21 protein-coding genes and 1 pseudogene are annotated in these 23280 nt (G+C 70.6%); 14 read left to right on the forward strand and 8 right to left on the reverse strand.

From position 1 onward, the window contains the following. Positions 1-85: 85 nt before the first annotated feature. From yajC to IE206_RS12695, 8 genes are all read left to right on the forward strand, one after another. Positions 86-574, forward strand: a complete 489-nt coding sequence (yajC, locus tag IE206_RS12660; RefSeq protein WP_189962198.1) for a preprotein translocase subunit YajC — start codon at positions 86-88, stop codon at positions 572-574. A gap of 144 nt (positions 575-718) precedes the next feature. Further along, the gene (gene secD, locus IE206_RS12665) at positions 719-2464 is read left to right on the forward strand and encodes a protein translocase subunit SecD (protein WP_189962199.1); all 1746 of its coding nucleotides are present in this window, start codon (positions 719-721) and stop codon (positions 2462-2464) included. A gap of 1 nt (position 2465) precedes the next feature. Continuing rightward, positions 2466-3569, forward strand: coding sequence for a protein translocase subunit SecF (secF, locus tag IE206_RS12670; protein WP_189962200.1), 1104 nt, complete (start codon positions 2466-2468; stop codon positions 3567-3569). Next, a complete protein-coding gene (locus tag IE206_RS12675) occupies positions 3566-4117 on the forward strand; it encodes an adenine phosphoribosyltransferase (protein WP_189962201.1) in 552 nt (183 codons plus the stop codon). The genes secF and IE206_RS12675 overlap by 4 nt, the downstream gene beginning before the upstream one ends. A 196-nt stretch (positions 4118-4313) precedes the next feature. Next, the gene (locus IE206_RS12680) at positions 4314-6821 is read left to right on the forward strand and encodes a RelA/SpoT family protein (RefSeq protein ID WP_189962202.1); all 2508 of its coding nucleotides are present in this window, start codon (positions 4314-4316) and stop codon (positions 6819-6821) included. A gap of 39 nt (positions 6822-6860) precedes the next feature. Beyond that, positions 6861-8183, forward strand: a complete 1323-nt coding sequence (locus IE206_RS12685; protein WP_189962203.1) for a serine/threonine-protein kinase — start codon at positions 6861-6863, stop codon at positions 8181-8183. Further along, positions 8176-8595: an effector-associated constant component EACC1 gene (locus IE206_RS12690; protein WP_189962204.1), complete on the forward strand. Its 420-nt coding sequence runs from the start codon at positions 8176-8178 to the stop codon at positions 8593-8595. The genes IE206_RS12685 and IE206_RS12690 overlap by 8 nt, the downstream gene beginning before the upstream one ends. Next, entirely contained in the window at positions 8576-9718 is a 1143-nt protein-coding gene (locus IE206_RS12695; protein ID WP_189962205.1) for a caspase family protein, read from the forward strand. Before IE206_RS12690 ends, IE206_RS12695 begins: the two co-directional genes overlap by 20 nt. A gap of 58 nt (positions 9719-9776) precedes the next feature. On the opposite strand, the gene IE206_RS12700 is transcribed toward IE206_RS12695, so the two are convergent. Both IE206_RS12700 and IE206_RS12705 read right to left on the reverse strand, forming a co-directional pair. Then, positions 9777-11006, reverse strand: coding sequence for a DUF349 domain-containing protein (locus IE206_RS12700; RefSeq protein WP_189962206.1), 1230 nt, complete (start codon positions 11004-11006; stop codon positions 9777-9779). 203 nt (positions 11007-11209) lie between these two features. Continuing rightward, on the reverse strand, positions 11210-11992 hold the full coding sequence (locus IE206_RS12705) for a peptidylprolyl isomerase (protein ID WP_189962207.1): 783 nt from the start codon (positions 11990-11992) through the stop codon (positions 11210-11212). A gap of 152 nt (positions 11993-12144) precedes the next feature. Here IE206_RS12705 and IE206_RS12710 point away from each other — a divergent pair, with 152 nt between their 5' ends. Both IE206_RS12710 and hisS read left to right on the forward strand, forming a co-directional pair. After that, a complete protein-coding gene (locus IE206_RS12710) occupies positions 12145-12855 on the forward strand; it encodes an MBL fold metallo-hydrolase (RefSeq protein ID WP_189962208.1) in 711 nt (236 codons plus the stop codon). 14 nt (positions 12856-12869) lie between these two features. Continuing rightward, complete coding sequence (hisS, locus tag IE206_RS12715; RefSeq protein ID WP_189962209.1) at positions 12870-14132, forward strand: histidine--tRNA ligase; 1263 nt, start codon at positions 12870-12872, stop codon at positions 14130-14132. Positions 14133-14333: 201 nt separating this feature from the next. On the opposite strand, the gene IE206_RS12720 is transcribed toward hisS, so the two are convergent. From IE206_RS12720 to IE206_RS12735, 4 genes are read right to left on the reverse strand one after another with little or no spacing between them, the layout of a single operon-like run. Beyond that, complete coding sequence (locus tag IE206_RS12720) at positions 14334-14954, reverse strand: response regulator (RefSeq protein WP_189962210.1); 621 nt, start codon at positions 14952-14954, stop codon at positions 14334-14336. Beyond that, positions 14951-16210, reverse strand: a complete 1260-nt coding sequence (locus IE206_RS12725; RefSeq protein WP_189962211.1) for a sensor histidine kinase — start codon at positions 16208-16210, stop codon at positions 14951-14953. The genes IE206_RS12720 and IE206_RS12725 overlap by 4 nt, the downstream gene beginning before the upstream one ends. Further along, positions 16168-17016 carry an ABC transporter permease gene (locus IE206_RS12730; protein WP_189962212.1) on the reverse strand — a complete coding sequence of 283 codons (849 nt, stop codon included), beginning with the start codon at positions 17014-17016 and terminating at the stop codon, positions 16168-16170. Before IE206_RS12730 ends, IE206_RS12725 begins: the two co-directional genes overlap by 43 nt. Continuing rightward, positions 17013-17882, reverse strand: a complete 870-nt coding sequence (locus IE206_RS12735) for an ABC transporter ATP-binding protein (protein WP_189962213.1) — start codon at positions 17880-17882, stop codon at positions 17013-17015. Before IE206_RS12735 ends, IE206_RS12730 begins: the two co-directional genes overlap by 4 nt. Positions 17883-18030: 148 nt before the next feature. Between IE206_RS12735 and IE206_RS12740 the strand changes: the two genes are divergently transcribed. Beyond that, complete coding sequence (locus IE206_RS12740; RefSeq protein WP_189962214.1) at positions 18031-18669, forward strand: vitamin K epoxide reductase family protein; 639 nt, start codon at positions 18031-18033, stop codon at positions 18667-18669. Between the two features lie 55 nt (positions 18670-18724). Beyond that, complete coding sequence (locus IE206_RS12745; RefSeq protein ID WP_189962215.1) at positions 18725-20080, forward strand: replication-associated recombination protein A; 1356 nt, start codon at positions 18725-18727, stop codon at positions 20078-20080. Positions 20081-20259: 179 nt separating this feature from the next. Here IE206_RS12745 and IE206_RS12750 read toward each other — a convergent pair whose 3' ends face one another. After that, a complete protein-coding gene (locus tag IE206_RS12750; protein ID WP_189962216.1) occupies positions 20260-20940 on the reverse strand; it encodes a DUF2470 domain-containing protein in 681 nt (226 codons plus the stop codon). A gap of 225 nt (positions 20941-21165) precedes the next feature. Here IE206_RS12750 and rpsD point away from each other — a divergent pair, with 225 nt between their 5' ends. Then, positions 21166-21780, forward strand: coding sequence for a 30S ribosomal protein S4 (gene rpsD, locus IE206_RS12755; RefSeq protein WP_053723667.1), 615 nt, complete (start codon positions 21166-21168; stop codon positions 21778-21780). Positions 21781-21948: 168 nt separating this feature from the next. Here rpsD and IE206_RS12760 read toward each other — a convergent pair. Then, positions 21949-22668, reverse strand: a pseudogene (locus IE206_RS12760) (ATP-binding protein); the annotation flags it as partial. Between the two features lie 167 nt (positions 22669-22835). Between IE206_RS12760 and IE206_RS12765 the strand changes: the two are divergent. After that, on the forward strand, positions 22836-23276 hold the full coding sequence (locus IE206_RS12765) for a DUF948 domain-containing protein (protein WP_053723652.1): 441 nt from the start codon (positions 22836-22838) through the stop codon (positions 23274-23276). Positions 23277-23280 lie beyond the last annotated feature (4 nt).

Here is a 23280-nt window from a genome sequence, read left to right on the forward strand (position 1 = left end):
GCCGATGCCGCCCTTCCAGGTTGGCGTACCCACCCCCGAAGATCAGGCCGCGATCCGTCGCGGTCGTGCGAAGGAAGTTCCCCCCGTGAGTCTCGTGACCCTCCTCCCCTTCATCGTGCTCATCGGGGCCATGTTCCTGATGACGCGGTCGGCGAAGAAGAAGCAGCAAGCGGCCGCGGCCATGCGCAACGAAATGCAGCCCGGCACCGGTGTCCGCACCATTGGGGGCATGTACGCGACCGTCAAGGAAGTCGGTGACGAGACCGTACTTCTGGAGGTGGCGCCCGGCGTTCACGCCGTCTACGCGAAGAACGCCATCGGCGCGGTCCTGGACGACGCGGAGTACAACCGCATCGTGCACGGCGACACCGAGGAGGAGCTCCCGGCGGTGCCGGACGACGCCTCTTCGCTGACCGAGGCCACCGAGGCCGCCGAGGCCGACGCCGAGGCTGCCGGCATCAAGGACGGCAAGGACGCCAAGATCGACCTGGGCAAGAAGGACGAGGCGGAGGACGCCGCCGAGCCCAAGGACGGCAAGGACGGCAAGGCCGACGGCGGGGCCGACGCGAAGTAGTCACGCACCGGGACCGCACGGCGCCCGACCGGCGCGGGCGGTCCCCGGAGCGCGCCCACTTCCGCGGGGGACGTCCCCACAACACTTCGTGGCCGCCCACGCGCATACCCGGCGCAGGGTGGTTGGACAGGGAGAAACGACAAGGTGGCAGCACCGAACAAGGGCCGAAGGCCGGCGGCGGGGGGTCAGAGCAAGCCGGGCCGTGCCCTGGCCTTGATCCTCATCGCCATGGTCGCGCTCACCGGTGGGATGTTCATTTCCCACAACACCACTCCGAGGCTGGGGATCGACCTCGCGGGTGGTACGAGCATCACGCTCAAGGCCAAGCCGGAGCCCGGCCAGGCGTCGGCGATCAACAAGAAGAACATGGACACGGCGGTCTCCATCATGGAGCGGCGTGTCAACGGCCTTGGTGTGACGGAGTCCGAGGTTCAGACCCAGGGCAGCGACAACATCATTGTCAACATCCCCAAGGGTACGAACTCCGAGCAGGCCCGCCAGCAGGTCGGCCAGACCGCCAAGCTGTACTTCCGGCCGGTCCTGACCGCCCAGCCCACCGCGGCTCCCACCCCGAGCGCTTCCCCGAGCGCCTCGACCAGCGGCAAGCCCACCCCCTCGGGCGCCCCCAGCGCCTCCGGCAAGGGCACGCCGTCCGGCGCGCCGAGCGCCTCCGGCTCGCCCAAGGGCCGTGCGCTCTCCGACGCGCTGAAGGCCTCGCCCACGCCCGGCGCGAGCAAGCCGGGCAGCCCCACGCCGAACCCGTCTGCCTCCTCCGGTGACGCGGCGGCCGCGGCCAAGCTCCAGGCCCAGTTCGCCGCGCTCGACTGCTCCACCAGGGAAGCCCGCTCCAAGGCCGGCGAGGGCGCCAAGTCCACCGAGCCGACCGTGGCGTGCGACAAGGACGGCGCGGAGAAGTTCATCCTCGGCCCGGCCGAGGTCGACGGCACGGACGTCTCCAAGGCGCAGGCCGTGATCAACCAGCAGAACGGTCAGTGGATCGTTCAGATGGACTTCACCGGCGGCGGCTCCAAGAAGTTCGCGGCCATCACCGGCAAGCTGTCGCAGCAGCAGTACCCGAACAACCGCTTCGCGATCGCGCTGGACAACCAGGTCGTCTCGGCCCCCACCGTGAGCACCACGCTCAGCGGTTCCGCCGAGATCTCCGGCAACTTCAACCAGACGACCGCGCAGGACCTGGCGAACGTGCTCTCCTACGGTGCGCTGCCGCTCACCTTCCAGGAGCAGAGCGTCACCACGGTGACCGCGGCCCTCGGCGCCGACCAGCTGCACGCCGGTCTGATCGCCGGTGCCATCGGTCTCGCGCTGGTCATCATCTACCTGGTCGCCTACTACCGCGGCCTCGCCCTGATCGCCATCCTCAGCCTCGTCGTCTCGGCGATCCTGACCTACACGATCATGGCGCTGCTCGGCCCGGGCATCGGCTTCGCGCTGAACCTGCCCGCGGTCTGCGGTGCGATCGTCGCCATCGGCATCACCGCGGACTCGTTCATCGTGTACTTCGAACGCATCCGGGACGAGATCCGCGAGGGCCGCACCCTGCGTCCCGCCGTCGAGCGGGCCTGGCCGCGCGCCCGGCGCACCATCCTGGTCTCCGACTTCGTGTCGTTCCTGGCCGCGGCGGTGCTGTTCATCGTCACCGTCGGCAAGGTCCAGGGCTTCGCGTTCACGCTGGGCCTGACCACCCTGCTCGACGTGGTCGTGGTGTTCCTCTTCACCAAGCCGGTGATGACGATCCTCGCCCGCAGGAAGTTCTTCGCGAGCGGCCACCCCTGGTCCGGTCTGGACCCGAAGCGGCTCGGCGCCAAGCCCCCGCTGCGCCGCGCCCGCCGCACCACCTCCGCCCCCGTCGACACCCCGAAGGAGGCGTGAGATGTCGAAGCTCGGCACTCTCGGCGCCAGGCTGTACCGCGGTGAGGTCGGTTACGACTTCGTCGGCAAGCGGAAGATCTGGTACGGCATCTCGATCCTGATCACCATCACGGCCATCGTCGGCCTGGCGGTACGGGGTCTGACGATGGGCATCGAGTTCCAGGGCGGCGCGGTCTTCACCACGCCCAAGACCTCGGTCTCCGCCTCGCAGGCGGAGGGCGCGGCCAAGGCCGCGTCCGGACACGACGCCATCGCCCAGAAGCTCGGCGACGGCACGATCCGCATCACCATCGGCGGGGTCGACACCGCCAAGTCCGACCAGATCAAGACGCAGCTCGCCAAGGACCTGAAGGTCAACGCGAACGACATCAACGCCGATCTGGTAGGCCCGAGTTGGGGTGAGACGATCGCCAACAAGGCCTGGACCGGCCTGATCGTCTTCATGATCCTGGTGGTGATCTACCTCGCCATCGCCTTCGAGTGGCGCATGGCGCTCGCGGCCCTGGTCGCCCTGATCCACGACCTCACGATCACGGTCGGCATCTACGCCCTGGTCGGCTTCGAGGTCACCCCGGGCACGGTGATCGGTCTGCTCACGATCCTCGGTTACTCCCTCTACGACACCGTCGTCGTCTTCGACGGACTCAAGGAGGGCCAGAAGGGGATCACCAAGCAGACCCGCGTCACCTACAGCGAGATGGCGAACAAGAGCCTCAACGGCACCCTGGTCCGCTCCATCAACACCACGGTCGTGGCGCTGCTCCCGGTCGCGGGCCTGCTGTTCATCGGTGGCGGCGTCCTCGGCGCCGGCATGCTGAACGACATCTCGCTCTCGCTGTTCGTCGGCCTCGCGGCCGGTGCGTACTCCTCGATCTTCATCGCCACTCCGCTGGTCGCCGACCTGAAGGAGACCATGCCGGAGATGAAGGCCCTCAAGAAGCGGGTGCTCGCCAAGCGCGCCGCGGCCGCCGCCAAGGGCGAGAGCGCGGAGCCGCAGGACGAGGCGCCGTTCGAGGACGCGGATGACGACGACGCGGCGCCCGCCGGTGCGGTCGTCGGCCAGCGCCGCCAGCCGAACCGCAACAACCGGGGGAAGCGCCGATGACCAGCGTTTCCACCGAGACCGTGGGGCTGCTGCTCAGCCGCATCCGTGACGTGCCGGACTATCCGAAGCCGGGCGTGATGTTCAAGGACATCACCCCGCTCCTGGCGGACCCGGAGGCGTTCACGGCCCTCACCGACGCGCTCGCCGCGCTGTGCGTCCAGCACGGCGCGACGAAGATCGTCGGCCTGGAGGCGCGCGGCTTCATCCTGGCGGCCCCCGTCTCGGTCCGCGCCGGGATCGGCTTCATCCCCGTACGCAAGGCGGGCAAGCTCCCCGGAGCGACGCTCAAGCAGGCGTACGAGCTGGAGTACGGCACCGCGGAGATCGAGGTGCACGCCGAGGACCTCAGCGCGGGCGACCGCGTCATGGTCATCGACGACGTGCTCGCCACCGGCGGCACCGCCGAGGCCTCCCTGGAGCTGATCCGCCGGGCCGGAGCCGAGGTCGCGGGTGTCGCGGTCCTGATGGAGCTCAGCTTCCTCAGCGGCCGGGAGCGCCTGGAGAGCGCCTTGCGCGGCGCCCCGCTGGACGCCCTGATCACGGTCTGAGCAGGCAGCAGAACACCGCCGAGGCGGGCCCGGAGGAATCCGGTGCCCGCCTCCGGTGTTTCTCCAGGCAGAGCCGTCACACCGGCCGAGGGCGAGCGGAGGCTCTTGGCTCGATACCATGGGTACTTCCGGGCCTGACCGGGGGACCCGGACCCTCCCCCAGACCCCGTCCGGGGGGACCCCCAGAGGAGCGCTTTTGCCAGACGAGGCCCAGCCACTCTCCGCCGCGCAGCCCGACCAGGAGCAGGCCGCACAGCCCGCGGCGGCCCCGGCCACGCCCCCCGAGCCCGCGGCGAAGCCGAAGCCCGCGGCGCCCGAGGGCGCGCCGGCCAAGGCACCGGCCAAAACACCCGCCCCGGCGCCGGTCGCCAAGCCCGTGGTGCCGGCCGGCTCCGTGTCGCGCTCCGGCGGCGGCTCCTCCAACCGGGTGCGTGCCCGCCTCGCCCGGCTTGGCGTACAGCGCTCCTCCGCGTACAACCCGGTGCTCGAACCGCTGCTGCGGATAGTGCGCAGCAACGACCCCAAGATCGAGACGGCGACGCTGCGCCAGGTCGAGCGTGCCTACCAGGTCGCCGAGCGCTGGCACCGCGGCCAGAAGCGCAAGAGCGGCGACCCGTACATCACGCACCCCCTCGCGGTGACGACGATCCTCGCCGAGCTCGGCATGGATCCGGCCACCCTGATGGCGGGCCTGCTGCACGACACCGTCGAGGACACCGAGTACGGCCTGGACACCCTGCGCCGTGACTTCGGCGACCAGGTGGCGCTGCTCGTCGACGGCGTCACCAAGCTCGACCGGGTGCAGTTCGGCGACGCCGCGCAGGCCGAGACCGTACGCAAGATGGTCGTCGCCATGGCCAAGGACCCCCGCGTCCTGGTCATCAAGCTCGCCGACCGCCTGCACAACATGCGCACCATGCGGTATCTCAAGCGCGAGAAGCAGGAGAAGAAGGCGCGCGAGACCCTGGAGATCTACGCGCCGCTCGCCCACCGCCTGGGCATGAACACGATCAAGTGGGAGCTGGAGGACCTCGCCTTCGCGATCCTCTACCCCAAGATGTACGACGAGATCGTGCGCCTGGTCGCCGAGCGCGCCCCCAAGCGCGACGAGTACCTCGCCATAGTGACCGACGAGGTCCAGTCCGACCTGCGCGCGGCCCGCATCAAGGCGACCGTCACCGGCCGCCCGAAGCACTACTACTCCGTCTACCAGAAGATGATCGTCCGCGGCCGTGACTTCGCGGAGATCTACGACCTGGTGGGCATCCGGGTCCTTGTCGACACGGTCCGCGACTGCTACGCGGCCCTCGGCACGGTCCACGCGCGATGGAATCCGGTCCCCGGCCGGTTCAAGGACTACATCGCGATGCCCAAGTTCAACATGTACCAGTCGCTGCACACGACGGTAATCGGCCCCAACGGCAAGCCGGTCGAGCTCCAGATCCGTACGTTCGACATGCACCGGCGCGCCGAGTACGGCATCGCCGCGCACTGGAAATACAAGCAGGAGGCCGTCGCCGGCGCCTCCAAGGTGCGCACCGACGTGCCGCGCAAGACCGGCAAGGACGACCACCTCAACGACATGGCGTGGCTGCGCCAGCTGCTCGACTGGCAGAAGGAGACCGAGGACCCCAGCGAGTTCCTGGAGTCCCTGCGCTTCGACCTGTCGCGCAACGAGGTCTTCGTCTTCACGCCCAAGGGCGACGTCATCGCGCTCCCGGCCGGCTCGACCCCGGTCGACTTCTCGTACGCCGTGCACACCGAGGTCGGCCACCGGACCATAGGCGCACGGGTCAACGGACGCCTGGTCCCGCTTGAATCGACCCTGGACAACGGCGACCTGGTGGAGGTCTTCACCTCCAAGGCGGCCGGTGCGGGCCCCTCGCGGGACTGGCTCGGCTTCGTCAAGTCGCCGCGCGCCCGCAACAAGATCCGCGCCTGGTTCTCCAAGGAGCGCCGCGACGAGGCGATCGAGCAGGGCAAGGACGCCATCGCGCGCGCCATGCGCAAGCAGAACCTGCCGATCCAGCGGATCCTCACCGGCGACTCGCTGGTCACCCTCGCCCACGAGATGCGCTACCCCGACATCTCCTCGCTGTACGCGGCGATCGGCGAGGGTCATGTGGCCGCCCAGGGCGTCGTCCAGAAGCTGGTGCAGGCGCTCGGCGGCGAGGAGGCCGCCAACGAGGACATCGCCGAGTCGGCGCCGCCCTCGCGGGGCCGCAGCAAGCGCCGCAAGAACGCGGATCCGGGCGTGGTCGTCAAGGGCGTCGACGACGTCTGGGTCAAGCTCGCCCGCTGCTGTACGCCCGTCCCCGGCGACCCCATCATCGGCTTCGTCACCCGGGGCAGCGGCGTCTCGGTGCACCGGGCGGACTGCGTGAACGTGGACTCGCTGTCCCAGCAGCCCGAGCGGATTCTCGAAGTGGAGTGGGCGCCGACCCAGTCCTCGGTCTTCCTGGTCGCCATCCAGGTCGAGGCCCTGGACCGCTCGCGCCTCCTCTCCGACGTCACCCGCGTCCTGTCCGACCAGCACGTCAACATCCTCTCGGCCGCCGTACAGACCTCCCGCGACCGCGTCGCCACGTCCCGCTTCACCTTCGAGATGGGCGACCCCAAGCACCTCGGTCACGTACTGAAGGCGGTCCGGGGCGTGGAGGGCGTGTACGACGTGTACCGCGTGACCTCGGCGCGCCGACCGTGAACTAGCCTTTCCCCAGGGCGAGTTCACGGGGGAGATGTCATGGCGCGGGGCGATCTGGTCGAAGGGCGCTACCGGTTGGTGGGACTCCTGGGCCGCGGTGGCATGGGCGAGGTCTACGAGGCCGAGGACATGCAGCTGGGCCGGCGGGTCGCGGTGAAGCTCCTGACCGCCGTCGGCGGAATGGAACCGGTCGGCGAGGAGGTCGACCGGTTCCGGCGGGAAGCGCGCGCGATGGCGAGGATCGAGCACCCCGGTGTCGTCACGCTGTACGACAGCGGGGTCCACCGGGGGGTCGCGTATCTGGTGATGCAGATCCTCGACGGGCGCAACCTCGCCCACCTGGTCGGCTCCACGGGCCAGTTGCCGGTCCGGGCCGCGTGCTGGATCGCTCTGGGCATGGCGGAGGCGCTCTCCGCCGCGCACCGGGCCGGGGTGATGCACCGGGACATCAAGCCCTCGAACGTCGGCCTCACCCGCGACGGCCGCGTCGTGCTGCACGACTTCGGTCTCGCCCGTCTCGCGGGCGAACGGGCGATCACGGCTACCGGCGTGGTGCTCGGCTCTCCGCAGTTCATGGCGCCGGAGGCCATGAAGGGCGGGCTCGCCGACACAGCGGCCGACCTGTACGGACTGGGGGCCTGCATGTACTTCATGCTCACGGGAGAGAGCCCGCTCGGCCCCGCCGTCGACGTCGGGGCCGTCGTGGAGCGGGCGCTGGGTCCCGGCATCCCCCGCCTCGCGGGGCGCACGCTGGGGCCACCCGCTGAACTGGCCCGTCTGGTCGACCGGTTGTGCGCGCAGGACGCGGCCGAGCGGCCGCGCGGCACGGCCGAGGTGGTGGAGGCGCTCGTGCCGCTGTCCGCCGGCGGCCAGGAGGTGGTGACCGATCTGCTCGGCAGGCTCCTGCGGGACCAGGCCGTACGGACGGCCCGGGGCGTGCGACTGCAGAAGGGGCCCGAGTACACATGGGACGAGGCCGTGGCGCCCGCCCTTCCACCCGAGAACCCCGTGTGGGCGGTGGAGCCCGCCCCGGCCCTCTCCCTCGGTGCGGGGCCCCCGACGCTCAGCGACAACACCCGGCGCATGGTGCTCGGCAGCATGACCCGCGAGACGGCTCTGTCCCGGCAGCGGGAGGCGGTCACCCTCGTCCAGCGAGGCGAACTCGAGTCGGCCGCCCGGATGCTGGCGACCGTCGTGCCGGTATGTGTCGCCCATCTCGGCCCCGACCATCCGACCACGCTGACAAGCCAGTACTGGCAAGCTGTATGCCTGGCCAGGCTGGACGCGGGGCGAGAGGCTCTGGAGCTCCTTGCCCGGGTGAACAAGTATGTCGACCGTCGCAAAGGAGCGGTAAGTGACTGACGTCTGCGTGGAGTTGGCGTCGGCGGACCGAGGTGCGGACGCCGAGAACGCCCTGCGGTCCCTGCGGCGCTGGCTGCACGAGGACGAGACGCTCGCCGGTGCGGTACGCGGCCGGTTCGCCGACCCTGCGGATCCGGTCGCGGAACACATGGGCGCCGGAGGCTTTGACATCCTTCAACTCGCCCTGGGCAGTGGTCTGTCCACCGCGTCGTTCGTCGTCTCCGTGCTCCAGTGGCAGCTCGCCCGCAACCGTGCGCCGGCCCTCGTCCTCAGCCGCGGGGAACTGCGCGTGGAGGTGTCCCCGGAAAGTGCCGGTGATGCCGAGACGCTGCGCAGGGTGGTGGAACTCCTCGACCGGCAACCGCCCGTCATAGACCAGGACGGGGAGCCCGATGGCGGCGGCGCTGCCTGACCCGAGTCTCTCGCGTGCCGTCCTGATCGGCACGGCCTCCTACCGGCACCTTGCCCAGCTCGCTGCGGTCGAGACGAACCTGGTGGACCTGGGGCGCGAGCTGTGCGACGCCACCGTCTGGGGCCTGCCCGTGCAGCACTGTGTCGTCGTCGCGGATCCACCGAGCGTGGCCGCCATGCTCGACCCCGTGCACCAGGCGGCCGGCGAGGCCACGGACACCCTGCTCGTGTACTACGCGGGGCACGGCATGCGCGACGCCGAGTCCGCCGATCTGTATCTGGCCCTCGGCGACTCCCGGGAGAACATGGGCTACACCGCCGTTGCCTACCAGCACCTGCGCGCGGTCCTGCGGGCCTCCCGGGCCCGCCGCAAGATCGTCATCCTGGACTGCTGCTTCAGCGGCCGGGCCGCACGTGCCCTGGGCGGCGACGACGTACTGGCCGCACAGGCGGCCGTCGACGGCGCGTACGTACTGACGGCCTCGCCGCGCGACCGGGTGGCGCTGGCCCCCGACGGCGAGCGGCACACCGCCTTCACCGGGGAACTCCTCGGGATTCTGCGCGACGGCGTACCGGACGGCCCCGAACTCATCGATCTGGAGACGCTGTACCGCGTCCTCGACGAGCGGCTGCGCGCCAAGAACCGCCCCCTGCCGCAGCGTTCGCAGGAGAACGGGGTCGGCCGGCTGCCCCTGGCCCGCAATCGAGCCCGCTCCGCCCGGAGCGTCCCGGCCGGGCCCGTCCTGCAGGCCGACGTGCGTGCCGCGATGGTCGCCACCGGCCTCAATCTGGCCCGGCTGCTGCGGGCGGAGGGCACGATCAAGGACGCGCTGCCGGTGCTGCGCCTCGCCCTGGAGGAGCAGACCACCAAGGGATCCGGTGAACTCCTCGCCGTACAGCTCGAGTTGTCGGAACTGCTCGCAGAGACCGGACAGAACAAGGAAGCCATCGAGATCCTGGAGTCCGCCTTCCAGCGCGTGCACAAGATGTACGGGCCAGAGGCCGTGCTCGTCTGCCGCCGGCTGGCCGAACTGCTCCAGGAATCCGGCAATCACATCGAGGCCTGTGAAGTCCTCAGGCACGCCCTGGACATCGCCGAGCACGAGGGCGCCGCCATCCGGTAGACGCGAAACGGCCCGGACCGCACGGATGCGGTCCGGGCCGTGACGTGTCCACGGCGGGTCAGCCGCCGAACTCCTCCAGGCCCTTCAGGGCCTGGTCGAGGAGGGCCTGGCGGCCTTCAAGCTCGCGGCCGAGCTTGTCGGCCTTCGCGTCGTTGCCGGCCGCGCGGGCCGCGTCGATCTGCTTCTGCAGCTTGTCGACGGCGTCCTGGAGCTGGCCCGTGAGGCCCGCGGCACGCGCCCGCGCCTCCGGGTTCGTACGACGCCAGTCGGCCTCCTCGGCCTCCTGGATCGCCCGCTCCACGGCGTGCATCCGGCCCTCGACCTTGGGACGCGCGTCCCTGGGTACGTGGCCGATGGCCTCCCAGCGCTCGTTGACCGAGCGGAACGCGGCGCGGGCCGCCTTCAGGTCGGTCACCGGGAGGATCTTCTCGGCCTCGACGGCCAGCTCCTCCTTGAGCTTCAGATTCTCGGTCTGCTCGGCGTCACGCTCCGCGAACACCTCGCTGCGCGCCGCGAAGAAGACGTCCTGGGCGCCGCGGAAGCGGTTCCACAGCTCGTCCTCGGCCTCGCGCTGGGCGCGGCCCGCCGCCTTCCAGTCCGCCATCAGATCGCGGTAGCGCGCCGCCGTCGTACCCCAGTCCGTGGACCCGGACAGGGCCTCGGCCTCGACGACCAGCTTCTCCTTGACCTTGCGGGCGTCCTCGCGCTGCGCGTCGAGCGACGCGAAGTGCGCCTTGCGGCGCTTGGAGAACGCCGAGCGGGCGTGCGAGAAGCGGTGCCACAGCTCGTCGTCGGACTTGCGGTCCAGGCGCGGCAGACCCTTCCAGGTGTCCACCAGGGCCCGCAGCCGCTCGCCCGCCGAGCGCCACTGCTCGCTCTGCGCCAGCTCCTCGGCCTCGGCGACCAGCGCCTCCTTGGCGTGCTTGGCCTCGTCGGTCTGCTTGGCCTTCTGGACCTTGCGCTCCTCGCGGCGCGACTCGACGGTCTGCACGAGCTTGTCGAGGCGTCCCCGCAACGCGTCGAGGTCACCGACGGCGTGATGCTCGTCCACCTGCGAACGCAGATGGGCGATCGCGGTCTGCGCGTCCTTCGCCGACAGGTCGGTGGTCTTCACCCGCCGTTCGAGGAGGCCGATCTCGACAACCAGGCCCTCGTACTTGCGCTCGAAGTAGGCCAGGGCCTCCTCTGGAGAGCCCGCCTGCCACGATCCGACGACCACTTCGCCCTCGGCTGTACGCACATACACGGTGCCCGTCTCGTCGACGCGGCCCCACGGGTCGCTGCTCACAGCGCCTCCTCCACATGATGCCTGCGCGGGGGGTTCGTCCCCCGGGGCATCGTCCACAGTTTCCCGGCGGGTCTCGCCCGCCCTCCACAGCGCGTACGAGCCCGCGCTGCACAACGCCAATCTAGGCGACCGGCCGCCCGGCTGTCCGCACTCAGCGCGGCCGAATTCAGCGGTTCACGCTCGGTGCCGGGCGCCCGGGGGCATCACTCTTTGGTGACGGCGGCCTTCTCGACGGTGACGGCCTTCTTGGGCGCCCCGTCGCCCGAACCGCCCTCGACACCCTCCTTGGCGACGTCCTCGACGGCCTTGAGGCCGGCCGCGTCCATCATGCCGAACGGCGTGTAGCTGGGCGGCAGCTTGGTGTCCTTGTAGACCAGGAAGAACTGGCTGCCGCCGGAGTGAGGCTGGCCGGTATTGGCCATCGCGACGGTGCCCGCCGGGAACGTCACGGAGCCGTCCGCGCCCGCCTTGCCGAGTGCGGTCAGGTTCTCGTCGGGGATCGTGTAGCCGGGGCCGCCCTGGCCGGTGCCCTGCGGGTCGCCGCACTGGAGCACGTAGATGTTCTGCGTGGTCAGCCGGTGGCACTTGGTGTTGTTGAAGAAGCCCTTGTCGGCGAGGTACTTGAACGAGTTCACGGTGTGCGGGGTCTTGGCCGCGTCCATCGCGATCTTGATCTCGCCGTCGTTGGTCTTCAGCGACATGTCGTACTTGGCCTTCGCGTCGACGGCCATCTTCGGCTCGGGCGACGCGCTGGGCTGCGCGGACGGGCTGTCCGAGGGGGAAGCGGCGTCCGGCTTCTTGTCGCCGTCGCCGGAGAAGGCGCCCGTGGCGAAGGCCGCGCCGCCCGCCGCCACGACCACCGCGAGAGCGGCCGCGATGACGGTGTTACGGCGCCTGGCCTTGCGCCGTGCTGCCTCCCGGCGCTGCTGCTGCCGCTCGAACTTCTCGCGCGCGAGCTGGCGCCGACGCTGTTCGCTGCTGACCACCGGTCGTCTCCTTGTGCGGTCTCAGGGGATACGGGTACGTGCGTACGAGCTGACTGTGCCCCGTACCGTATATGGGTTCGCTGTGACCGGAGCAGCGCCGGTAGGCTCTGAGCAGCCGTAATCACCCGCCGCGCAAGAAATCGAGGACGATCGTGCTGATTGCCGGGTTCCCCGCCGGGGCCTGGGGGACCAACTGCTACCTGGTCGCCCCCGCCGCAGGCGAGGAATGCGTGATCATCGACCCCGGCCACCAGGCCGCCCAGGGCGTCGAGGAAACGCTGAAGAAGCATCGGCTCAAGCCCGTCGCCGTCGTCCTCACCCACGGCCACATCGACCACTGCGCCTCGGTCGTCCCGGTCTGCGGAGCCCACGACGTACCCGCCTGGATCCACCCCGACGACCGCTACATGATGAGCGACCCCGAGAAGGCCCTGGGCCGGGCCATCGGCGCGCAGCTCATGGGCGAGCTCACGGTGGGGGAGCCGGACGACGTCAAGGAGCTCACCGACGGCGCCAAGCTGGCGCTCGCGGGCATGGAGCTCACCGTGTCGCATGCGCCCGGCCATACCAAGGGGTCGGTGACGTTCGGGCTGCCCGAGGCGGAGGACATCCCTCCGATCCTGTTCTCGGGCGACCTGCTCTTCGCCGGCTCCGTCGGACGCACCGACCTGCCCGGCGGCAGCCACGCCGAGCTCCTCGAGTCGCTGGGCCGTGTGTGCCTGCCGCTCGACGACTCGACCGTGGTGCTGTCCGGCCACGGCTCCCAGACGACCATCGGCCAGGAGCGCGCCACCAACCCGTATCTGCGGCAGGTGGCCGCCGGCCAGGGAGAGGGCATCGCCTCTCCCCGACGAGGAATGTGACGAGAAGTCTTCCCATGAGTACTTTCCAGGCCCCCAAGGGCACGTACGACCTGCTCCCGCCGGACTCGGCGCGCTTCCTCGCCGTGCGCGAGGCCATCGCGGCGCCCCTGAAGCGGTCGGGTTACGGCTACATCGAGACCCCGGGCTTCGAGAACGTCGAGCTCTTCGCGCGCGGTGTCGGCGAGTCCACCGACATCGTCACGAAGGAGATGTACGCCTTCACGACCAAGGGCAACGACAAGCTCGCGCTGCGCCCCGAAGGCACCGCGTCCGTGCTGCGCGCGGCCCTGGAGGCCAACCTGCACAAGGCGGGCAACCTCCCTGTCAAGCTCTGGTACTCGGGCTCGTACTACCGCTACGAGCGCCCGCAGAAGGGCCGTTACCGGCACTTCTCGCAGGTCGGCGCCGAGGCGATCGGCGCGGAGGACCCGGCGCTCGACGCCGAGCTGATCATCCTGGCGAACGACGCGTACCGCTCGCTGGGTCTGCGCAACTTCCGCATCCTGCTGAACTCGCTCGGCGACAAGGAGTGCCGTCCGGTCTATCGCGACGCCCTCCAGGACTTCCTGCGCGGGCTCGACCTGGACGAGGACACGCTGCGCCGGGCCGAGATCAACCCGCTGCGGGTGCTCGACGACAAGCGGGACGCGGTCCAGAAGCAGCTGACGGGTGCCCCGCTCCTGCGCGACTACCTCTGCGACGCCTGCAAGGCGTACCACGAGGAGGTGCGCGAGCTCCTGACGGCGGAGGGTGTCGTGTACGAGGACGACGCGCGGCTCGTGCGCGGCCTCGACTACTACACCCGCACGACGTTCGAGTTCGTCCACGACGGTCTGGGCTCGCAGTCCGCGGTCGGCGGCGGCGGTCGCTACGACGGCCTCTCCGAGATGATCGGCGGCCCCTCGCTGCCGTCGGTGGGCTGGGCGCTGGGCGTCGACCGTACGGTCCTTGCCCTGGAGGCCGAGGGCGTGACCCTCGAACTCCCCTCCACGACCAGCGTGTTCGCGGTTCCCCTCGGCGAGGAGGCCCGCCGCGTCCTCTTCACCAAGGTGACGGAGCTGCGCCGGGCGGGCATCGCGACGGACTTCAGCTTCGGAGCGAAGGGCCTGAAGGGCGCGATGAAGTCGGCGAACCGCTCTGGCGCGCGCTTCACGCTGGTCGCGGGAGAGCGGGACCTGGCGGAGGGCGTGGCCCAGCTGAAGGACATGGAATCGGGCGAGCAGACCCCCGTGCCGCTGGACTCGATCCTGGAAGCGGTACGTTCCCGCCTGGGCTGAAGGGGGGCAGAACTCCAGCCTGTCATGGGGGTCTTCCCTGGCCCTCAAGGCCTTGGGGGAGTTCGAGGACGAGCGCCCTCGAGGCGCGAACGGGGTCCGGGGCGGAGCCCCGAAGGGGGTGCGGGGGGCAGAGCCCCCGGCACCCCCTGACCTCAGCCCCCACCCACCCCCGGAGGGTCCAGGGAAGGGGCGGGGTGGGGGCTACAACAGGTCCAGGGCCATCGCTCGCGTAACCGCCGCCGTGCGGTCATCCACCCCCAGCTTCCCGAAGATCCGCACCACATGCGTCTTCACCGTCGACTCCGCGACGAACAACCGCCGCCCGATCTCGGCATTCGTGCACCCCTCGGCCACCAGCCGCAGCACGGAAACCTCCCGCTCGGACAGCCGCGGCCGCTCGGGCCGAGCACGGAGCTGGTCGACGAGCCGCCCCGCGACGGAGGGCGCGAGCACCGTCTCGCCCCGCGCGGCAGCCCGCACCGCCTGCGCCAGCTCCCCCCGCGCGAGGTCCTTGAGCAGATACCCCGCCGCCCCCGCCTCGACGGCCCGCAGAATGTCCCGGTCCGTTTCGTACGTGGTCAACACGATCACCCGGCACGGCAGCCCCGAGGCGGTGAGGCGGCCGATCGACTCGACCCCGTCGCCGCCCGGCATCCGCAGGTCCATCAGCACGATGTCCGGCCGCAGCTCCGCGCACAGCGCCTCGGCCTGCGGGCCGTTGGCGGCGTCGGCCACCACCTCCAGGTCGGGCTCGGCCGCGAGCATCCCACGCAGGCCCTCCCGTACCACCGGATGGTCGTCGGCGAGCAGGATGCGGATCACGGCGAACTCCTCAAGTGCGCTGTGGGGACGGGTAGTCGGACGGTGACCGAGGTGCCCGCGCCCGGCGCGCTGCGGATCTCGGCGGTGCCGCCCACCTCGGCGGCCCGGGCCCGGAGACCGGCGAGGCCGTACCCCGTGCGCGGCGCCGAGAGGTCGAAGCCGTCGCCCTCGTCCCGTACGGACACGGTCAACGAGGCCTCACCGTATGCGAGCGTGAGCCGCACCGGCGCCCCGGGGCCCGCGTGCTTGCGGGCGTTGGACAACGCCTCCTGGCAGGACCGCAGGGCGACCACTTCGATCCCGGCGGGCAACTCCCGTACGGTGCCCCTCACTTCGAGCCCGGCCGGTGCCTCGTGCCGGTCGGCGAGGCGGCGTACCGCATCGGGCAGGGAGCCGCCGTCCAGATCCGCGGGGGCGCCGCCGGCGACCAGGGCCCGGGCCTCCGCCAGGTTCTGGCGGGCGGTGGACTCCATGAGGTCGAGATGGCGCCGGGCCAGCGGAACGTCGTGGTCCAGTTCCGTCTGGACGGCCTGCACCAGCATCAACACGCTGGTGAAGCCCTGCGCGAGGGTGTCGTGGATCTCCCGCGACATCCGCTCCCGCTCGGTGAGCGCGCCGCGCTCCGCCGAGAGCCGGGCCACCTCCTCGCGGCTCGCCTCCAGCTCGCCGATCAGGGAGGCCCGTTCCTTGCTCTGCTCGATGATCCGGATGACCCAGACGCCGAAGAAGCCGGAGAAGGCGAGCGTGGCCACCGCGAAGACGGAGTTGAAGAAGACCACCTGGGACTCGGGCCGCCAGATCAGCGCCCAGCCCGCCACGGGCACGACGTTCACGACACCCATCGTGATCATCGCCTTGCGCACCGGCAGGAGCATGAAGCAGGGCGGCGCGAGCGCGAACGTGATCAGCCGGGTCTCGCCGACCAGGAACGCGGGCGGCAGGAAGATCACCACCGAGGCCACGACGTAGCGCAGGGACTGCCGCTCGTCCGCGCCGCCGTCCAGCATCGCCGGCCGCCCGGCCCGCAGGTACCAGGGGATGAGCAGCGACATCAGCGCCACCGCGGTGATCCGGTACGGCAACGACGGCAGGTCGGCGCCGAGCACGAACACCGCCGTGGCCAGCCACACCACCGCGAAGTAGGCGTCCCATGGCAGGAACGAGCGGTCCCACACATGGGTGTCGCGCGCTCCGGCCGCGGCCGCGAACTCCGTCAGCCGTCGCGGCGGCTCTTCCACCTGAACGTCAGCAGACACAGGACCAATCCTCCGATGCACCACGCGCCGAGCACCAGCGCGATCCGTCCGAACTCCCAGTCGCCCGCCTGCTCCAGCACGGCGGCGGACTGCGGCAGGAACACCCCGCGGAAGCCCTGGCACATCCACTTCAGCGGGAAGAACGCGCTGATGTCGAGCAGCCAGTCCGGCAGCGTACCCACCGGAATGTAGACACCGGAGATGAACTGGAGCACCAGGAAGGGCAGTACGACCACCGAGCTCGCGCTCTTGCCCGACTTCGGCAGGCTGCTGATCGCGATGCCGAGCAGGGCGCAGCCGGTGATGCCGAGGACGAAGATCCACGAGAACTCCAGCCACTTCGTCGCCGTCGTCGGCAGGTCGAGGTCGAACAGGGTCGCCCCGAAGAGCAGCAGTACGGCCGTCTCGGCGATGCCCGTGGCGAGCACCAGCCAGACCTTGCCGAGGAAGTACGCGGCGGGTGGCATCGGCGTACCGCGGAGCCGGCGCAGCACCTTCTCGTCCCGCTCGATGGCGATCGAGATGCCGAGCGACTGGAAGCTGACCGACATGATGCCCGCCGCGATCATGCCCGCGGCGTACAGCTGCGAGGCCGTGATCCCGGCGTTCTCGACCTGGCCGCTGAAGATCGACGCGAACAGGGCGAGGAAGACGACCGGGAAGGCGAAGGTGAAGATCACCTGGTCCCGCCGGCGGACGAACTGCTTGATCTCCAGTGCGCCGCGGCGCAGGCCGAGGGACCAGGTGCCGGGCAGTCGGGGAGCCCCCGCACGGGAGGAAACGAGGGTGTCGGTGGTGGTGGTCATCGTGCTTCCTCCCCCTGCGGGTCCAGCTGGCCGGTGAGCCGCAGGTAGACGTCCTCAAGGGTGGGCCGGCCGATCCTGAGGCCGGGGATCTCGCCGTCGAAGCGGTGCATCAGCTCGGCGACGGTGCGGGTCGGCGTCTCGGTGCGCAGGGTGCGCGGCGAGCCGTCGACCTCGGTCCACTCGACGGTGGCGCCGGTGCCGAGGCTCTGCCGCAGCGCGGCGGGCTCGCCCTCGGCGACGACCTTGCCGCCCGCGATCACCGCGAGCCGGTCGGCGAGGGCTTCGGCCTCCTCCAGGTAGTGCGTGGTCAGGACGATGGTGGTGCCCTCGCGCGCGAGCAGCCGGATCAGCTCCCAGAACTGGCGCCGGGCCGCCGGGTCGAAGCCGGTCGTGGGTTCGTCCAGGAGCAGCAGTTCGGGTCCGCCGATCACGCCGAGCGCGACATCGAGGCGCCGCCGCTGGCCGCCCGAGAGGCCCTTGATCCGGGCCGACGCCTTCTTCTCCAGGCCGACCAGGGCGATGACCTGCTCCGGGTCGCGCGGGTTCGGGTAGTAGCGGGCGAAGTGGTGCACGGTCTCGCGGACCGTGAGCTCGGCGGGAGCCGACTCGTCCTGCCACACGATGCCGACCCGCGAGCGCCAGGCGCGCCCGGCACTCGCCGGGTCGGCCCCGAGGACCGACACCTCGCCGCCGTCCCTGCCGCGGTGGCCCTGCAGGATCTCCACCGTGGTGCTCTTGCCGGCCCCGTTGGGGCCGAGGATGCCGAAGACCTCTCCGTGCCGGATGCCGAGGTCCAGTCCGTCGACCGCGGTGACCTCGCCGTACTGCTTGCGAAGTCCGCGTACATCAACCGCCAGTTGTGTCATGGCAAAGAGCGTCCCGCGCAACCGTCGGCCCGGGCACCCTCGTGCGGACCTCCTTATGTCCATCGAACGGTGGACAGCGTGCTCCGTGCGGCAGAATGAGGCGGCGGCAGGACAGGCAACCACGATGACGGGATGACGGAACGGCGCTATGACCACAACACTTGACGACGTCTCCTCCGACTCCGGCCATCAGGAGGTGAGCAGCAAGGGGGCGATCGGCGGCAGCCGCGCCTTCGCCTGGCTGCTCGTGATCACCGGCGCGGCCGGACTCGTGGCGGCCTGGGTCATCACGCTCGACAAGTTCAAGCTCCTCGAGAACCCGAACTTCGTGCCGGGCTGCAGCCTCAACCCGGTCGTGTCCTGCGGCAACATCATGAAGAGCGACCAGGCGGCCGCGTTCGGCTTCCCGAATCCGATGCTGGGTCTGGTCGCGTACGGCATCGTCATCTGCGTCGGCATGAGCATCCTGGCGGGCGGCCGGTTCCGCCGCTGGTACTGGCTGACCTTCAACGCGGGCACGCTGTTCGGCGTCGGATTCGTCAGCTGGCTCCAGTTCGAATCGCTGTACCGCATCAACTCGCTGTGCCTGTGGTGCTGCCTGGCGTGGGTCGCCACGATCTTCATGTTCTGGTACGTGACGTCCTTCAACATCCGCAGGGGCCTGCTGCCCGCGCCGGACTGGGCGAAGAAGTTCCTGTCCGAGTTCACCTGGGTGCTGCCGGTCCTGCACATCGGGATCATCGGCATGCTGATCCTGACCCGCTGGTGGGACTTCTGGACCAGCTGACCGGCATCGCCGCAGCTCGGCGGCGTTGTCAGTGGCGTGTCATAGGCTCGTTGACGTGGAACCCGATCTCTTCACCGCAGCCGCAGAGGACCGCCAGGAGAAAGACCCGGCGGGCAGCCCTCTGGCCGTACGGATGCGCCCGCGCGTCCTCGACGAGGTGGTCGGCCAGCAGCACCTCCTGAAGCAGGGCTCGCCGCTGCGGCGCCTGGTGGGGGAGGGCGCCGGCGGCCCGGCCGGACCGTCCTCGGTGATCCTGTGGGGCCCGCCGGGCACGGGCAAGACGACGCTCGCGTACGTCGTCTCCAAGGCGACCAACAAGCGATTCGTCGAGCTCTCGGCGATCACGGCCGGGGTGAAGGAGGTCCGCGCGGTCATCGACGGCGCGCGCCGCGCCATCGGCGGCTTCGGCAAGGAGACCGTCCTCTTCCTCGACGAGATCCACCGCTTCTCCAAGGCCCAGCAGGACTCGCTGCTCCCCGCGGTCGAGAACCGCTGGGTCACCTTGATCGCGGCGACCACGGAGAACCCGTACTTCTCGGTGATCTCCCCCCTCCTGTCGCGCTCCCTCCTGCTCACCCTCGAACCGCTCACCGACGACGACCTGAAGGCGCTCGTCCGGCGGGCGCTCACCGAGGAGCGCGGTCTGGGCGGCGCGGTCACCCTGCCCCCGGACGCCGAGGCCCACCTGCTGCGCATCGCGGGCGGCGACGCACGCCGGGCACTGACCGCCCTGGAGGCGGCGGCCGGCTCCGCGCTCGCCAAGTCGGAGCAGGAGATCACGCTCCAGACGCTTGAGGAGACGGTCGACCGGGCGGCGGTGAAGTACGACAAGGGCGGTGACCAGCACTACGACGTGGCGAGCGCCCTGATCAAGTCGATCCGCGGCTCCGACGTCGACGCGGCGCTGCACTATCTGGCCCGGATGATCGAAGCGGGCGAGGACCCCCGCTTCATCGCCAGGCGCCTGATCATCTCCGCGAGCGAGGACATCGGCCTCGCCGATCCGACCGCGCTGCCCACGGCGGTGGCGGCAGCCCAGGCGGTGGCCCTCATCGGCTTCCCCGAGGCGGCCCTGACCCTGAGCCACGCCACGATCGCGCTGGCGCTCGCCCCGAAGTCCAACTCCGCGACGACGGCCATCGCGGCGGCGATGGAGGACGTCCGGGGCGGCCTGGCGGGGCCCGTCCCGCCGCACCTCCGCGACGGCCACTACAAGGGCGCGGCCAAGCTGGGGCACGCGCAGGGCTATGTCTACCCGCACGACGTGCCGGGCGCGATCGCCTCCCAGCAGTACGCGCCGGACGCGGTGGCGGACCGGCGCTACTACGAGCCGACGCGGTACGGGGCGGAGGCGCGGTATGCGGATGTGGTGGAGCGGGTGCGGGAGCGTCTGGGCAGGACCGAGGACTAGCTCCCACCCCGCCCTGGGGTTCGGCTTGAGGTCCGTTGCCCGGGGCGCTGCCCTCCGGCCCCGCTCCTCAAAGGCCGGAGGGGCTTCACCATGTGGCTCGTCGGGTGCGGACCGTGCGTGGCCGGTCGCGCAGTTCCCCGCGCCCCTGGCAGCCGGCACCGCACCTTCAGCCCAGCGGGCTAGCGGGCTGCCGCCTCGAAGAGCTGGTGCATGGCTCGGCGCAGGGCCGTGATGTCCTCGACCGGGTCGGGGAAGTCGAAGCGCGCGTCGAAGGTGTGGCCGTCGGCCCGGCGGAAACGTACCCGCAGACCGAACCGGTCGAGCGCCAGCGGGGTGACCCCGACGACACCGTCCCGCTCCACGAGCCCGCACAGCAGCCGCACCCGCTCGCCGTGGGCGGAGTCGAGATGCTGGAGGAGCTCGGTCTCGTGCCGGACGAGGGGATCGGGGGTGGCCCGCGCGAAGTCCTCGGGGTCCACCGCGCTCGCGCCCCACAGGTCGTCCACGTACGCCTCGCCCACTTCGAGGCGGAGCATCATGCGGCCGGGCGCAGCCTGCCCCGGCACCAGGGTCAGCCAGCCGGAGACCCAGGCGCGGCCCCGGATGCGGTGGGGGACGGAGACCGGAGCCACGTCCGTGATCTCAAGGACGGCCCGGACCTCGTCGTCCTGGGCGTGGGTGGCGGCCCGTACGACCGGGGAGTCGGCGGGGAAGACCAGGAACAGGTCGCCGTCGGGACCGACGCTGCGGACGTCGGCGATCAGCTGCTCCGGGCGGGCCGACACAAGGCCCGGTACGAGCAGCACCGCCGAGCAGGTACTATGTACGAGAGTTCGTGTGCGCTCGGCTGCTGACGGCATCCGCGCGATTTCAAGTCCGCTGGGACGCGGCTGACCACGATCTGATCGGACCTCCGTCACGTGCCCGGCTCCAGGGGAGTCGGGAGAGTCGGCCTCCCGTGAAAGCGGCGTTTGGCCGGCCTTCTTCGTGCTGTCCGTGATGTGACTGGTGTTCCCCGGACGAGACATGCGATCTCCTTGAGTAAGGTGAGCCTAACCTAACCCAACCATGGAGGTTTGGAGAACGTGCCTAACCAGTCGCGTCCCAAGGTCAAGAAGTCTCGTGCGCTCGGCATCGCGCTGACGCCGAAGGCCGTCAAGTACTTCGAGGCCCGCCCCTACCCGCCGGGCGAGCACGGCCGTGGCCGCAAGCAGAACTCGGACTACAAGGTCCGTCTGCTCGAGAAGCAGCGTCTGCGCGCCCAGTACGACATCAGCGAGCGCCAGATGGCGCGTGCCTACGACCGCGCCAAGAAGGCCGAGGGCAAGACGGGCGAGGCGCTGGTCGTCGAGCTCGAGCGCCGCCTCGACGCCCTGGTTCTGCGTTCGGGCATCGCCCGCACCATCTACCAGGCCCGCCAGATGGTCGTGCACGGTCACATCCAGGTCAACGGTGGCAAGGTCGACAAGCCGTCGTTCCGCGTCCGTCCGGACGACGTCGTGACCGTCCGCGAGCGCAGCCGCGAGAAGGTCCCCTTCCAGGTTGCCCGCGAGGGTGGCTACGCCGGCGAGGGCGAGACCCCGCGCTACCTCCAGGTGAACCTGAAGGCCCTGGCCTTCCGCCTGGACCGCGACCCGAACCGCAAGGAAATCCCGGTCATCTGCGACGAGCAGCTCGTCGTCGAGTACTACGCCCGCTGATCCAGGCGTAACACCGGAGCCTCAGCGCTTCAGCCCGCCGTCCCCCCGCTCCGCACGGAGCGGGAGGCGGCGGGCTTTCGCGTGTGCGCCCCCTCGTGCGGCTGACCCTCGCGCCCGTGCGCCGACTCCCGCACGCCGTCGGCCACTTGACCCCGCGCCCGGGCCACCATGGCGGGGCAGCGCCCCGCGCCCGCCCCCGGTGAGCAGCCGGAACCGGTCGTCCAGGCGGCGCAGCAACTGCTCCACCGAGAGCGTGCCGAGCCGGCCGGCCGCCAGCTCCAGGGCCAGCGGGATCCCGTCGAGCCGACGGCACAGCCCGGCGGCGGCCACTTCGTGCCCCTCGACCGACCGCTCGCCGGCCCGGACGCCGGCCGCGCGCTCCGTGAAGAGCCGCAGCGCGTCCTCGTCGCCCATCGGAGCCAGCGGGAAGACCCGCTCGCCGTCGATCCTGAGCGGCAGCCGCCCGGCGGCGAGGACCCGAAGGTCCGGGCAGGCCCGCAGCAGCTCCCGCAAGAGCTCGGCGCAGGAGTCCACCAGCTGCTCGAAACCGTCGACCACCAGCAGGATCCGGCGTTCGGCGAGGTGGTCGAGCAGCAGCCTGCGCGGCGGTCTCGCCGTGTGATCGGTCAGGCCGAGCGCCTCGACGAACGCGTGGCCGAGCAGGCCAGGATCGTCCAGAGCGGACAGCTCGACCAGCCGGACCCCGTCGCAGTACCGTTCCTGCTCCGCCGCGGCGGCCGCGGCCCGCAGTGCGATACGTGTCTTGCCGACCCCGTCCACGCCGGTCACGGTGACCATGCGCGCCTCGCGGAGCCGGCGGGCCAGGCGTTCCAGTTCTCGGTCTCGCCCGACGAAGCGGTTCAACTCTGCGGGCAGACGGGAGCGCATGGAACACGCGGCGTACTCAAGTGTATGCAATGCGTACAATCGGGTTGCGTCCCTCCGTTTGTGACGGCCCGGAATGCGGTACGGGGAGCCATCCCCGGCGCGATAGGGTCGGAGGACTACCTTTTTCGAGGTTTTCGAGTTCCGACGGGTTGCGGGGAGCGGTGCAAGTGTCCGGTGGAGAGGTGGCCGGGATCCTGGTGGCCGTCTTCTGGGCGATCCTGGTGTCCTTCCTCGCGGTCGTTCTCGTGAGGCTGGCCCAGACGCTGAAGGCGACGACCAAGCTGGTCGCGGACGTCACCGACCAGGCCGTCCCCCTGCTCGCGGACGCCTCCACCGCGGTGCGCTCCGCCCAGACCCAGCTGGACCGGGTCGACGCCATCGCCTCGGACGTCCAGGAGGTCACCTCCAACGCGTCCGCGCTGTCCACCACCGTCGCCTCCACCTTCGGCGGCCCGCTGGTGAAGGTGGCGGCCTTCGGGTACGGGGTGCGCCGGGCGATCGGCCGCAAGGGCGCCGCCCCGGCCGATGTGCCCGCTCGGGAGAGCCGACGTAACGTGATCGTCGGGCGGACCGTGCCGTCCGCGCGGCGGTCGAAGCGAAAGGGCTGACGCT

Source organism: Streptomyces violascens (genome assembly GCF_014649955.1).
Taxonomy (GTDB): domain Bacteria; phylum Actinomycetota; class Actinomycetes; order Streptomycetales; family Streptomycetaceae; genus Streptomyces; species Streptomyces violascens.